The 13122-nt window shown below is 61.2% G+C and carries 14 protein-coding genes; 9 read left to right on the forward strand and 5 right to left on the reverse strand.

Features of this window, described 5'->3' with window-relative positions:
* Positions 1–5 precede the first annotated feature (5 nt).
* The 3 genes from sodN to FZZ85_RS05730 are packed head-to-tail and all read right to left on the reverse strand — an operon-like array spanning position 6 to position 1502.
* Positions 6–479, reverse strand: a complete 474-nt coding sequence (gene sodN / locus FZZ85_RS05720) for a superoxide dismutase, Ni (protein ID WP_226413056.1) — start codon at positions 477–479, stop codon at positions 6–8.
* A gap of 42 nt (positions 480–521) precedes the next feature.
* On the reverse strand, positions 522–1121 hold the full coding sequence (locus FZZ85_RS05725) for an FKBP-type peptidyl-prolyl cis-trans isomerase (RefSeq protein WP_226413058.1): 600 nt from the start codon (positions 1119–1121) through the stop codon (positions 522–524).
* Between the two features lie 51 nt (positions 1122–1172).
* On the reverse strand, positions 1173–1502 hold the full coding sequence (locus FZZ85_RS05730; RefSeq protein WP_226413060.1) for a phasin family protein: 330 nt from the start codon (positions 1500–1502) through the stop codon (positions 1173–1175).
* Between the two features lie 53 nt (positions 1503–1555).
* Between FZZ85_RS05730 and lnt the strand changes: the two genes are divergently transcribed.
* The gene (lnt, locus tag FZZ85_RS05735; protein WP_226413062.1) at positions 1556–2971 is read left to right on the forward strand and encodes an apolipoprotein N-acyltransferase; all 1416 of its coding nucleotides are present in this window, start codon (positions 1556–1558) and stop codon (positions 2969–2971) included.
* Here the strand turns inward: lnt and mnmA are convergent.
* Positions 2923–4074, reverse strand: a complete 1152-nt coding sequence (gene mnmA, locus FZZ85_RS05740) for a tRNA 2-thiouridine(34) synthase MnmA (protein ID WP_226413064.1) — start codon at positions 4072–4074, stop codon at positions 2923–2925. The genes lnt and mnmA overlap by 49 nt on opposite strands.
* A 51-nt stretch (positions 4075–4125) precedes the next feature.
* Here mnmA and FZZ85_RS05745 point away from each other — a divergent pair, with 51 nt between their 5' ends.
* From FZZ85_RS05745 to FZZ85_RS05755, 3 genes are all read left to right on the forward strand, one after another.
* Positions 4126–4302, forward strand: coding sequence for a hypothetical protein (locus FZZ85_RS05745; RefSeq protein WP_226413066.1), 177 nt, complete (start codon positions 4126–4128; stop codon positions 4300–4302).
* Positions 4303–4402: 100 nt separating this feature from the next.
* Entirely contained in the window at positions 4403–4798 is a 396-nt protein-coding gene (locus tag FZZ85_RS05750) for an NAD(P)H-hydrate dehydratase (RefSeq protein WP_255616028.1), read from the forward strand.
* A gap of 362 nt (positions 4799–5160) precedes the next feature.
* Complete coding sequence (locus FZZ85_RS05755) at positions 5161–6099, forward strand: RpoD/SigA family RNA polymerase sigma factor (protein ID WP_226413070.1); 939 nt, start codon at positions 5161–5163, stop codon at positions 6097–6099.
* A 45-nt stretch (positions 6100–6144) separates the two neighbouring features.
* Here FZZ85_RS05755 and pdhA read toward each other — a convergent pair whose 3' ends face one another.
* Complete coding sequence (gene pdhA, locus FZZ85_RS05760) at positions 6145–7230, reverse strand: pyruvate dehydrogenase (acetyl-transferring) E1 component subunit alpha (protein WP_226413072.1); 1086 nt, start codon at positions 7228–7230, stop codon at positions 6145–6147.
* Positions 7231–7331: 101 nt separating this feature from the next.
* Between pdhA and FZZ85_RS05765 the strand changes: the two genes are divergently transcribed.
* From FZZ85_RS05765 to FZZ85_RS05785, 5 genes are all read left to right on the forward strand, one after another.
* Positions 7332–9293 (forward strand): IMS domain-containing protein, encoded by a 1962-nt coding sequence (locus FZZ85_RS05765; RefSeq protein ID WP_226413074.1) that lies wholly within the window; start codon positions 7332–7334, stop codon positions 9291–9293.
* A gap of 68 nt (positions 9294–9361) precedes the next feature.
* A complete protein-coding gene (ffh, locus tag FZZ85_RS05770; RefSeq protein ID WP_226413076.1) occupies positions 9362–10852 on the forward strand; it encodes a signal recognition particle protein in 1491 nt (496 codons plus the stop codon).
* A 78-nt stretch (positions 10853–10930) separates the two neighbouring features.
* Positions 10931–11311: a 30S ribosomal protein S16 gene (gene rpsP / locus FZZ85_RS05775; protein WP_226413078.1), complete on the forward strand. Its 381-nt coding sequence runs from the start codon at positions 10931–10933 to the stop codon at positions 11309–11311.
* A gap of 8 nt (positions 11312–11319) precedes the next feature.
* Entirely contained in the window at positions 11320–12315 is a 996-nt protein-coding gene (locus tag FZZ85_RS05780; protein ID WP_226413080.1) for a PhoH family protein, read from the forward strand.
* Positions 12316–12383: 68 nt separating this feature from the next.
* Positions 12384–13115, forward strand: coding sequence for a Bax inhibitor-1 family protein (locus tag FZZ85_RS05785; protein ID WP_226413082.1), 732 nt, complete (start codon positions 12384–12386; stop codon positions 13113–13115).
* Positions 13116–13122 lie beyond the last annotated feature (7 nt).

Here is a 13122-nt window from a genome sequence, read left to right on the forward strand (position 1 = left end):
CGAACTCAGGATGCGGTGACCCAGGCGTCGGAACGGCCCTTGGACTGCCAGAACATGCCGTGGATTTTTTCAACGGCAGCCATCAGTTCTTCTGCCTTGGCCTGATCGATGTTCACCTTGCAGGCGCTGCAGAGCTTGGCGGCTTTCCAGAAGGTGTCGTGCAGGTCAGGGAAGGTGGCCAGGTGATCGGGCTTGAAATAGTCGGTCCAGAGGATCAACAGCTCTTTCTTGGTCTTTTGTGCTTCCTCTTCTTTGATAGCGACGTAGCGGCCGAAGGTGTTGTTGTAAGCAGCCAGGGCAGCGGCGTCGCCAGCTGCGGGAGCTTCCAACGCCTTCAGCTTTTTGGTCATCGACAGCACGGCTTCGGCTGCCACACGAGCGGAAGCCGGGTCGTACACGCCACAAGGACCGTCGCAATGGGCTTCTGCCACGGCAGCAGGGAGGGCACATGCAAGGGCGGAAAGGGCCGAGCGCAGCATCGGTTCAGAGCGGAATTGGCTTGAGATGAGCCTAGCTTCCGCTCACTTCTTCACGTCGAGGAGTTCCACCTCAAAGATCAAGGTTGCGTTCGGGGGAATCACGCCACCGGCGCCTCGGGTTCCGTAGGCCAGGTCGGAGGGGATCACCAGCTTGCGCTTGCCGCCCACTTTCATCCCGGCGACGCCTTCATCCCAACCCTTGATCACCCGGCCAGCACCGAGGGGAAAGCTGAAGGGGGTGCCCCGGTCGTAGCTGGCATCGAACTGCAGTCCGTCTTCAAGGGTGCCGCGGTAGTGCACCACAACCGTTTGGCCGGGGGTGGCCTCTTCGCCGTTGCCAACCTCCAGCTCAATGATTTTCAGACCACTGGCTGTGATGGTGGTGTCAGGGGCATCGAGGGGGCCGCCGAGGGCTGAGGCGTCGGCGGGAGCGGAATCGTTGGCCATGGCGAAAAGAGTCGGGTTGGGGTCGTCAGGGTCAAGTTCGAAGCTCAACGCCTTTTGGGGTTTCGAAGCCTCGGTGCGAACGGCAGCCGGCTGCGCTGGGGCTGCGGAAACGGTGGAGGGGGCCACGATCTGGCTCACCAGAGCCAGGAGAAGGCAGGCCACGCAGATCGTTGTGCTGATGATGATGTCTCGCACGGAAAGGCTTCTGTTACGTCGATTCTGACCTCCGGTCCGCGGCGTTGGCGTTCATTCAGGGCGGTTCATCTGCCGCAGCTGTTGCTCGAGGCGATCAATCCGGCCGCGCAGCTCATCCACTTCCTTCTGGCTGGGTACGCCAAAGTCCTGGAGCAGGTTGTCGCGGTTGCGTTCCAGGTTGCGCCCCATCTGCTGTTCGAGTTCGGGGGTTTCACCGCGGAGGGCCTTAAGCACGTCGTCCACCAGAGCGGACGCTTCATTGGGATCCAGCCGTCCACTGTTCACCCAGTTCTGGGTAACGCCGCGTAGATGGTCAGCAACGAGGGTGGTTGTGCCCAGGCCGCGGAGCAGCAGTTGCTGAAGAGGATTCGCGGCATCCATGGCGACAGGTGGGCGGGTCCGATCCAGGATGCCTTCGGCCGGGACTGCTGACCATGGGAAATCACCAACTGCAGGCCGGATCGCGGGCGCTGCTTGGCGGCGTCTTTGCAGGCGTGGCTCCATCCCTTGGCGGGCCATTGCTGATGGTCCCCGCCCTGGCGCTGCTCTGGTCTGTCGTTGAGCGTCCCAGGTGGTCGGCGGGCTGGGGACTGCTGGCTGTTTTGGTCAGCCACCGTTGGTTGCTGGCCTTGCATCCACTCACCTGGATGGGTGTTCCCGCCTGGCTCAGCATGCCGGTGGCGCTGGCCCTCTGGCTGGCCTGCGGGAGCCTTGCCGCTCTGCTCTTGGCCGGATGGTCTGTGCTGGCGCGGCGGCTGCCTCGCCGCTGGCCGCGTCTTGTGCGGCTGGTGCTGTTGGCCGGGCTCTGGGCTCTGGCTGAAGTGGTGCTGTCGGGGTCGCCGCTGTTCTGGATCGGCGTCGGCGGCACCACCCTGCCTTGGGACCGTCCTTTAGCGGGGTTGGCCCGCTGGTTCGGTTCCGGAGGGCTGACATTTCTGCAGTTGTGCTGGGCCTGTTGCCTTCTGACGCTGTTCGAGCAACCCGCTGCCTGGCGTCGCTGGGGCTTGCTCGGATTGGCCAGTGTTCTTCTGGCCCATGGCTTGGGGAGCTGGCTGTTGTTGGCGCCCCCGCCGCCGGTCGGCTCCTTTGCTCTGGGGGTTTGGCAACCCGCCGTCCCCACACGAGAAAAATTCGATCTGGAGCGTCAACAGGCGCTTCCAGAAGCTCTGGTGGATGCGATGCGTCAGCTGGAGCCAAACAATCCAGCTGCTGTGGTGGCTCCGGAAGGAGCGCTGCCGGCGCGTTTTCAGCTGCCAGCCGATGCTCCAGCCATCCCCCTGATCAGTGGCGGTTTTCGTTGGGTGCGGGGTCAGCAACGCAGTTCTTTGCTGCTGTACGAGCCGCAGGCCCGTTCTCCTGTTCCCTTGGCTGATAAGCACCGTTTGGTGCCGATCGGGGAATGGATCCCGCCCCTTCCCGCCGGGCTGACGGCGGGACTGTCTGCGGTGGGTGGATTGTCCCCCGGTCCGGCTTCAAGAACGATGGCGGTGGTTGAACCCCCTGCGGCCGTAGCGATCTGCTATGAAATCGCCGATGGTCTGGCTCTGGCGCGCGCCGCTGCCGATGGTGCGACCTGGCTCCTTGCCATTGCCAATCTGGATCCCTATCCGCTTCAGCTGCAAAACCAGTTTCTGGCGCTGGCGCAGTTACGGGCTATCGAGACAGGACGGGATCTCCTCAGCGTTGGCAACACGGGCCCCACGGCGCTGATTTCGGCCAATGGGTCTGTGCAGTGGTTGCTTTCGCCTGAGGCCCCGGGCGTCGCCGAGGCCGTTGTTCAGGTCCGCCAGCGCGTCACTCCCTATTCGCGTTGGATCAGCCCGCCACCGAGAACAGTTTCACCGTCGTAGAAGACAGCCGCCTGGCCTGGTGTGATCGAGAACTGCTCCTCCTCAAAGCTGAGACGGCAGCGATAGGGCCGCTCTCGCTGCTGATCTGCCTCGGTGGTCGGGAGGGGTGAAAGCTCCGCATGCACCGGCGAACTCCGGTAGCGCACCTGCACCTCAACGGTTTGCGGCGCCTCGATCGGGTCAATCGAGACCCAGTTCACCGCGCCCACCACGCAGCCGTCTCGGCCGGCTTCGGCCCGTGGTGCGACGACCACTCGATTCATCGCAGCGTCAAGGCGGATGACGTGAAGGGGCTCGCGCCAGGCCACCCCGAGACCTTTGCGCTGACCGATGGTGAAGTGTTCAATGCCATCGTGCTCGCCCACAACGGTCCCGTCCGCCAGCACGATTTCCCCCTGCCTCGGTGGCAGATAGGCATCCAGGAACGCTCTCATTGATCCGTGGTGGTCTGCCAGGCAAAGATCCTGGCTCTCCGGTTTTTTTGCGGTGCGCAGACCGTGTCGGGCGGCTTCGAGCCGCGTGTCGGGTTTGGTCAGTTCCCCCAGGGGAAAAACGATGCGCCCCAAAACGTCCTGGGGCAGGTCATAGAGGAAATAGCTCTGGTCTTTGCGGGTATCGAGGCCCCGCAAAAGCTGATGTCGACCTTTATCGCCGCCATGGCGTATTCGGGCGTAGTGGCCGGTAGCTATTCGGGGCAGCTTGCGCTCTTGCAGAGCCCAATCGAGCATCGGTCCAAATTTCACCGATCGATTGCACTGGGAGCAGGGCAATGGGGTGATCCCATCGCGATAGCCATCCACCAGCCGTTGAACGATCTCCTGTTGAAACGTCTCCCGCGTATCCACCACGTGGTGGGGAATGCCCAGTTGTTCACAGATGCCGGCCGCATCTACCAGCCCCTCGGCGCAACAGGCCCCTTTCCCGCTCATCAGCCAGAGCGTCAGGCCTTCCACCTGCCAGCCCGCCTCCACCAGCAGCGCAGCAGTTAGAGAACTGTCAACGCCTCCAGAGAGACCAACGGCCACGCGATGGTCCCCAGGCCATTGCCGGAGGCGCTCAAGAGCAGCTTCTCCAGCGCTGGTTGTGGTGGATCCGACGGCCATGGGCGGCGCAGGAAGTTCTCTCCATAGTGAGGTCCCGGCAACCTGCAACTGGTGTGGCCTCCCGCTGATGCCGATCACTTACTGGTAGGTGCAGTGTCCATGGGCGCCGCGGAACAGAGGTTGTTCGACAGCGGAATGCCCGTCGCTGCCTGGTGGTGGCGGGCAGTGATCACTGCGGCTCATCTGGCGCTGCGGGGGGCCATGGCCAGTGGCTGCGGCTGCGTTTAGGCAGTTGTACCGCCTCGTCTTCAATCCAGCTGGTGGCAGGTTTTGCCGGAGGTGATGCAACTAAAGGATGGGGTTGATATCAGAGTGTCTGGCTGCGGTTTTGGTCGTTCCCGGTCTGGGGGAGTCCAGTCATTGGTCGAACCAGTGGTCGGAGCAGATGCTCAGCGTTGCCGGTTTGCTAGTGCTCGATGCCGATGGCATTAATGGGCTGGCGGCCAGTCCGGAGGGGTGGCGTTGGTTGTTAAAGCGGCAGGGGCCGACCTGGCTGACGCCCCATGCGGCCGAGTTTGCGCGGTTGTTCCCAGACTGTGGATCGCGTGATGCGCTGGAAAGGGCGATTTCCGCAGCCCGCTGCAGCGGTTGTTGCATTTTGCTGGAGGGAGCGCATTCCGTGCTGGCGGATCCATCGGGTGCGGCGGCGGTGTTGACAGGCACGACCCCTCGGGTGGCCCGCACCGGCCTTGGTGACCTGATAGCCGGTTTTGCCACCGGTTGAGGCGCCCAGGCGGTTGCAGCCCAGCATCAACCTGGATTGGAGAGCTTCTCTGCCGCTGCGTCTTTGCATGGTTTTGCGGCATCTCGTGCTCACTCCAGCGATGCTTCAACAATTGCGGATTGTTTGAAAATCAATACAGCGCAGTGTCAGAAAAAGCAAACAACGATGTTCAACGAAGTCTGAACTAATGATTCGTTTTGATTGCCTCGTCATCCAGGTCTCAAAAAAGCTTTTCTTGGGTTTTGAATCTTTTGCAAATATGAAATGTTGCGGTTTGCTGTTCTAAACCTGAAGGGTTGCTGAAAACACATCGACATTCTTTCTGTTCGTAGGAAAGTCATTTCACTTCCGCAGCACCCAAGGTGTCCACAGCTTCCAAGCCGCTGGAGACGCAACGCCGGCGCAGCAGCGACCCAGTCAGTTGGTATCTCGCCACCATCGGCAGAATTCCACTACTGACACCAGCTGAAGAAATCGAACTGGGCAATCAGGTGCAGGCCATGATGGCCCTCACCGAAGACGGTTCCCGTGAGTTCAAGGATGGAGAACTCACCACGCCACAGCGCCGGCTTTTGAGGATCGGTCGCCGCGCCAAAGAGCGGATGATGAAGGCCAACCTTCGTCTTGTTGTCAGCGTTGCCAAGAAATATCAAGGCAAAGGCCTGGAGTTACTCGACTTGATTCAGGAGGGCTCCCTCGGGCTTGAACGTGCTGTAGAGAAATTTGATCCCACCCGGGGGTACAAGTTCTCCACCTACGCCTTCTGGTGGATCCGCCAGAGCATGACCCGCGCCATTGCCTGCCAGTCGCGCACGATCCGGCTTCCTGTTCATCTCAGTGAGCGGCTCACCACGATCCGCAAGGTCAGTCTTGATCTGGCTCACAAGCTCGGCGCCATGCCCAGCCGTGTAGAGATCGCAGAAGCCATGGATATCCCCTTGGATGAACTGGATTCGCTGCTGCGTCAGGCCCTCACCACCAGCAGCCTGGATGCTCCCGTTAATGGCGAGGAGGGGCGCAGCTTCTTAGGGGATCTGATCGCTGATTCATCCCTCGATGAACCGCTCGATATCGTGGAACAGCGGATTCATCACGAACAGCTGGGCCGCTGGCTGAGTCACTTGAGCGAACAGGAGCAGCACGTCCTGCGCATGCGCTTCGGGCTTGAGGGTAACGAGCGTCACACGTTGGCCGAAATCGGACGTCTGATGGAGGTGTCCCGCGAGCGGGTGCGTCAGGTTGAACTCAAAGCGTTACGGAAGCTTCGCAACCTCACCCGTCGTCTTCCGAGCGGCATCTGAGCCACCTCGGTACACGATGGACATAACAGATTCAGTTCAGCTGAATCAGTCTTCCGCCCAGATGTAGCGGGTCAGTTCCGAGGGGTCTGGCTCGGGTGCGGAGAGGGCAAAGTCAACGCAGTCTTGAACGATGCTGTCGATGTCCTTTTCGATCGCGCGCAGTTCATCGCTGTTCACCAGACCCGCTTCAGTCAGGTCCCGCTCGAGCGCTTTGAGGGGATCACGCTTGGCCCAGAACTGCTTTTCCTCCTCCGCTCGCAGTTCGTCCGGGTCAGCCAGGGAATGACCGCGGAAGCGATAGGTCAGGCACTCCAGCAAGGTCGGCCCTTCACCCGCTCTGGCTCGTTCCACTGCGCGTTGGGCCGCTGCCCGCACCGCTAGAACGTCCATGCCGTCGACTTCCTCTCCGGCCATGCCGAAGGAACTGGCCTTCCGCCAGATCTCCGGGTCACTGGTGGCCCGGTCGTGGGCCATACCGATGGCCCACTTGTTGTTTTCGACCACGAAAATGATCGGCAGCTTCCACAGCTGCGCCATGTTCATGCACTCGAAGAACTGACCGTTGTTGCAGGTTCCATCGCCGAAGAATGCAGCTGTCACGGCGTTGCTGGAGGCATCACCGAGTGCGTCACGCTTGTAGCGGCTGGTGAAGGCAGATCCGAGTGCCACGGGAATGCCTTCGGCGATGAAGGCAAATCCCCCCAGGAGGTGATGCTCCTTGGAGAAGAGGTGCATCGAACCCCCGCGACCCTTGCTGCAACCGGTCTCCTTGCCGAAGAGTTCGCTCATGACTTCGCGGGCAGGCACGCCGGCACTCAAAGCATGCACGTGGTCGCGATAGGTGCTGCAGAACCAGTCGTGCTGCCGCTTCATCGCACCGATCACACCTGTGCTGACCGCTTCCTGACCGTTGTAGAGGTGCACGAAACCAAACATCTTGCCCCGGTAATACATCTCGGCGCATTTGTCCTCAAAGCGCCGGCCCAGGGTCATGTCTCTGTAGAGGTCCAAACCGGTGTCCCGGTCCACGGTGGCCCGTTGTGCCGTGACCAGTTTGGAAAGCCGTTCGGCATGGGGACCAGCAGTCGCAGTGCCAATCGGAGCGGAATCGACAGCGAGGTCCTGACCCATGTCCACCTAAGGGATTGCGCTCAACTTTAAGGGCCCACCGATGAGCGATGGGCAAAACCCCAGACACTGACTAAGATCCGCGTCTCCTCGCAGCGGTGCTGTTGGATCTGCCCATCGATCATTTCCGACTTCTGGGCGTCAGTCCATCGGCAGAGCCTGAGGCGATTCTGCGTCGCTTGGAAACCCGCTGTGACAGTCCACCGGATCAAGGCTTTACCCATGAGGCTCTGCTCCAACGGGCCGACCTGCTGCGTCGCTCCGCCGATTTGCTGACCGATCCCGCCGATAGGGCTGAATACGAAGCAGCTCTATTGCGCCTCAGTGAATCCCATCCCAACGGCACGGTGGGGTTGGACCTCCCCACCAGTAGTGAAGTGGCGGGCCTGATTCTGCTCTGGGAGGCCCATGGAGCTCTCGAGGCCTTTCAATTGGCGCGGCAGGGTCTTCAACCCCCTCAGGCCCCGGCCCTTGGTAGCGGCCGTGAAGCGGATCTGACGCTCCTGGCCGCCTTGGCCTGCCGCGATGCTGCCCTGGAGGAACAAGACCAACGGCGCTACGAGTCGGCGGCCCAGCTTTTGATTGACGGCATTCAGCTGCAACAGCGGATGGGCAAGCTGCCCGACCAGCAGCGCCAGCTGGAAGACACCCTGCAGAGGCTCACTCCCTTCAGAATTCTGGATCTGCTTAGCCGTGATCTTGGCGATCAGGACTCCCATCAACGGGGTTTAACGCTGTTGGATGAGCTGGTCGTGGCTCGTGGTGGTCTGGAGGCTGCCGATACTGATGTTGATCAGCCTGGAAGCCTCAGCCAGGACGATTTCGAATCGTTCTTTCATCAGATCCGTCGCTTCCTGACCGTGCAGGAGCAAATCGATCTGTTCAGCCGTTGGTTTGAGGGGGGTGCCGCCGATGCCGGTTTCCTGACGGTTCTGGCCCTCAGCGCCGCGGGCTTTTCGCGGCGCAAGCCCGAGTTCCTCGAGCAGGCGCGCGACCGGATGCAGACGCTTGCCAATGCCGACCTTGATCCCATGCCGCTGCTTGGGTGTCTGGATCTGCTGTTGGGCAACGTCAAGGATGCGGATCGGCATTTCGCCGTCTTGAGGGATCCGGATCTGCAGGCCTGGTTTCTGAACCACCCCGGTGATCGGCTTGCAGCGCAATGCGAATACTGCCGGGCCTGGCTTGAACGCGATGTCTTGCCGGGCTATCGCGATGTCGATTCCGCGGGCGCTGATTTGGATGCCTGGTTCGCTGACCGTGACGTGCAGGGCTTTGTCGATCGTCTCGATCGCAAGGCGTGTCGCCAGATCGGTTCTGAAGAGATGACCCTGGCCTGGGCATCGGTAGAGGATGCAGCTCTTGGTGCGTCGAGTGAACCGGCTGAATCGGACCAGGAGGTTGAGTCCGAAGACTCGGGTGCCACACCGCTCTGGCAGCAACGCTGGGTTCGCCCCGCTGCTGCAGCTCTTGCACTGGTCGGAATCACCGTTGCAGGTTCCGCCTTGCTTCGACGCAACTGGAATCCTGCTCCGCTGTTACCGGAAATCGCTTCATTACCCGCTGAGGAGGAGCAGGTTGAAGAGACGCTGGAGCTCGGCGCTGTTTCATCCCCCGTGGATGACGAGCCTGTAGCGAGCCTGAAGGCCAATCTTGAGCCTTCAGTACCTTCTGAGCCACTGGTCAGTGATGACCCGTCGGAAGCTGAGCTTCAGGCCTTGCTCCAGGGATGGCTTGATGCCAAGGCGTTGATGCTGTCTGGTCAGCAGGCTGATCTTTTCGTCGTGGCAAGGGAGCCCCTGGTGAAGCGCGTGGAGCTGGAGCGGGCCGCTGATCAGGCTGCAGGGCGATCGAAGTCTATTGATGCTGCTATCACCACCATCGAGGTGGTCGACCGCAAGCCTCAGAGGATCGAACTGCTGGCCCAGGTGGCCTACAGCGATCTCCTTCAGGCTGCCGACGGAACCGTCATTGAAGAGACAGCACCGACTGTTTTTATCGTGACGTACGTGCTTGGTAGAGATGGAACCCAATGGCTTTTGCACGACTACATCCCGGGCTCCTGAGTTGCTGGATTGAGTTGCTTGACCGTCGCTTTTTACGATCACCACATTGATCCAGGGGCGTAACGCCGATGTTCGACGAGCTTTCAGCCCGTTTTGAGGATGCGGTCAAGGGTCTGCGTGGCCAAGACAGCATCAGCGAAACCAACGTCGATGGAGCCCTGAAGGACGTCCGTCGGGCCTTGCTTGAAGCCGACGTCAGCCTGCCGGTGGTGAAGGAGTTCGTGGCTGATGTCCGCGACAAAGCCGTTGGTGCCGAGGTAGTGCGCGGGGTCAGCCCGGATCAGAAGTTCATTCAGGTGGTCCATGAACAGCTGGTGGAGGTCATGGGGGGCGATAACGCTCCTCTGGCGAAGGCGGCTGAAGCTCCCACCGTTGTGTTGATGGCCGGCCTTCAGGGTGCCGGTAAAACCACAGCGACGGCCAAGTTGGGCCTCCACCTCAAGGATCAGGGTCGCCGAGCCCTGATGGTGGGTGCCGACGTCTACCGACCAGCCGCCATCGAGCAGTTGAAAACGCTCGGTGCTCAAATTGATGTGGAGGTGTTTAGCCTCGGTGCTGAAGCCAAGCCTGAAGACATTGCGGCCGCTGGTCTGGCCAAGGCGCAAGAGGAAGGGTTCGACACGCTCCTGGTTGACACCGCCGGTCGCCTCCAGATCGACACCGAGATGATGGAGGAGATGGTGCGGATCCGCACCGCTGTGCAGCCCGATGAGGTGCTGCTGGTGGTGGATTCGATGATCGGCCAAGAAGCGGCCGAACTCACCCGCGCCTTCCACGACCAGGTGGGGATCACCGGAGCGGTGCTCACCAAACTCGATGGTGATTCCCGCGGCGGTGCCGCCCTCTCGATCCGCAAGGTGAGTGGTCAGCCGATCAAGTTCATCGGCACCGGCGAGAAGGTGGAGGCCCTGCAGCCGTTCCATCCCGAACGGATGGCCAGTCGCATCCTCGGCATGGGTGATGTGCTGACGCTGGTGGAGAAGGCCCAGAAGGAGGTCGAACTCGCTGACGTCGAAAAGATGCAAAAGAAGCTGCAGGAGGCGACGTTTGATTTTTCGGACTTCGTGAAGCAGATGCGCTTAATCAAACGCATGGGCTCGCTTGGAGGTTTGATGAAAATGATCCCGGGCATGAACAAGATCGATGACGGCATGCTCAAGCAGGGGGAGCAGCAGCTCAAGCGCATCGAGGCCATGATCGGCTCCATGACACAGCAGGAGAGGGAAAACCCCGACCTCCTGGCGAGTCAACCCTCAAGGCGTCGCCGGATCGCCAGCGGCAGCGGTCATCAGGCTGCAGATGTGGACAAGGTGTTGGCCGACTTCCAGAAAATGCGCGGCTTCATGCAGCAGATGAGCCAGGGCAACATGCCCGGCATGGGAGGCATGCCTGGGATGGGCGGAATGCCAGGTATGCCCGGAATGGGTGGAATGCCGGGCATTGGTGGTGGAATGCCTGGTATGGGAGGTATGCCCGGGGGCGGTGGTCGCCCCGGTCGCGGTGGACCGCCGAAGCGGCAGCGACCCGTCAAGAAGAAGAAGGGCTTCGGGGACCTGTGAGGGCGGAACGGTATGGTGGTTGTTTGGCGGGCGTTTAGGCCTCGCCGGACCACCTCTTTCCTTCATTCCAGGGCCACGATGATCAAGCTCCGCCTGAAGCGGTTTGGCAAGAAGCGGGAAGCGAGCTTCCGCCTCGTGGCCTGCAACAGCACCTCACGTCGGGACGGACGTCCCCTTCAGGAGTTGGGCTTCTACAACCCGCGGACGAAGGAAACGCGTCTCGACACCGAGGCCATCCGTGAGCGTCTTGGTCAAGGTGCCCAACCCACAGATGTCGTGCGCACGCTGCTCGAGCGCGGCGGTCTTCTGGAAAAGACCGTGCGTCCTGCTGAGACCGTCGGCAAGGTCAAGCAAGCGGCCAAGCGTGAAGCTGATGCCAAGCAAGCCGCCAAGGAGGCTGCTGAGGCCAAGGCTGCTGAAGCTTCCGATTCCGCAGAATCCGAATCCACCGAGGGCTGATCATTCCGGTGTCTGACGACGGCGAACGCGGCCGTTTCGTTCTCGACCTGCCTGATCCTGATGCTGCACTGGCCCTTGCTGGTGAAGCAGAAACAACCCTGCATCGCCTTGAAGCTCTTACAGGAGCCTCCATGGTGTTGCGGGGTCTTCAATTGGTGATTACCGGGCGGCCAACGCAGATCGAGCGGGCTGCTGCGGTGGTTGAATTGGTGCGCCCGATCTGGCAGGACGGGCAGTCCGTGTCACCGGTGGATCTGCAATCGGCCCTGGGCGCTCTCAACACCGGCCGCGGCGATGACCACGCCGCCATGGGTGAGCAGGTGTTGGCGAAGAGCCAGAAGGGCAACCTGCTGCGCCCGCGCACCCTGCGCCAAAAGAAATACGTGGATGCCATGGAGCGCCACGACCTCACCTTTGCTCTCGGCCCTGCCGGTACCGGTAAAACCTTTCTTGCCACCGTTCTTGCGGTTCGGATGCTCACCGAACGCAAGGTGGAGCGCCTGATTCTCACCCGGCCGGCTGTTGAAGCTGGGGAGCGCCTGGGGTTCCTGCCGGGCGACCTGCAACAAAAGGTGGACCCCTATCTGCGTCCGCTCTACGACGCTTTGCATTCCCTGCTCGGCGCGGAGAAAACCACTGTGCTGCTGGAGAAGGGCGTGATTGAAGTCGCTCCCCTGGCCTACATGCGGGGCCGCACCCTCAGCGATGCCTTCGTGATCCTGGATGAGGCGCAGAACACCACGCCAGCCCAGATGCGCATGGTGCTCACCCGGCTAGGAGAGCGTTCGCGAATGGTTGTGACCGGCGACATCACCCAGGTTGATCTTCCCGCCACTGTGCAGAGCGGTTTGGTGGAGGCGTCCGAGGTGTTGGAGGGCGTGGAAGGAGTCGCTGTCTGCCGCCTCACCGCGGCGGATGTGGTGCGCCACCCCCTCGTGCAGCGAGTGGTGGAGGCCTATGCCCGACGGGACGAACGCAGAACGCCCAAAGTTCAACGTCGATAGGGAGATCCACACCCCAATCCCTTGTCACCGCTGGCAGGATGTGATGAGTCTTTGGTGACCTGGTCGACATGCCAGCTAGCAGCAATTTCCAGGAGGCGATCCGCGAGGCGCAATCGAGCGCACTTGTCGGGCCCAACGTTGTCAATAAGGCGCTGCCCTACGTCGGCGGCGGCATGGTGCTCACCTCGATCGGGGTGATCGGTGGTCTCTCGATGATGGCTACTCCGCTGTTCATGCCCCTGTTTTGGGTGGCAGTGATCGGCAACCTGGTGCTGTTCTTCGTGGCGCAGAACGTCGCTTTGAAGGGCAACAACGCCACAGCCTTGCCGCTGCTGTCCATCTACAGCCTGATCACTGGTTTCACCTTGAGTGGTCTCGTGGCTTTTGCTGGAGCCGTTGCCGGTGTAGGTGCGGTCGGCACCGCTGCGCTAGCCACCGGAATCACCTTCGTGATTGCCTCGATCGTCGGCCGTCGCATGAGCGATTCGGTTGGACAGGCACTCTCCGGTGTGGTTGGTCTCGGTCTGATCGGCCTGATCCTGGCGATGGTCGTCCAGTTCATCGGCGGAATCTTTGCCCCTGCCATGTTCCATGGCACCAGCTTTGAGCTAATGATCGCCGGCTTCGGCACCGTCCTCTTCGTGGGCGCAGCCTTCGTCGACTTCTACACGATGCCTCGGTCTTACCGGGATGACCAGTACCTGGCAGGTGCTCTGAGCATGTATCTCACGTACATCAACCTGTTCATCTTCATCCTGCGCCTGATCATCGTGCTCAACGGTGGTGGTCGTCGCGACTGACGATTTC

The organism is Synechococcus sp. MU1642 (assembly GCF_020514115.1).
Classification (GTDB): Bacteria; Cyanobacteriota; Cyanobacteriia; order PCC-6307; family Cyanobiaceae; genus Parasynechococcus.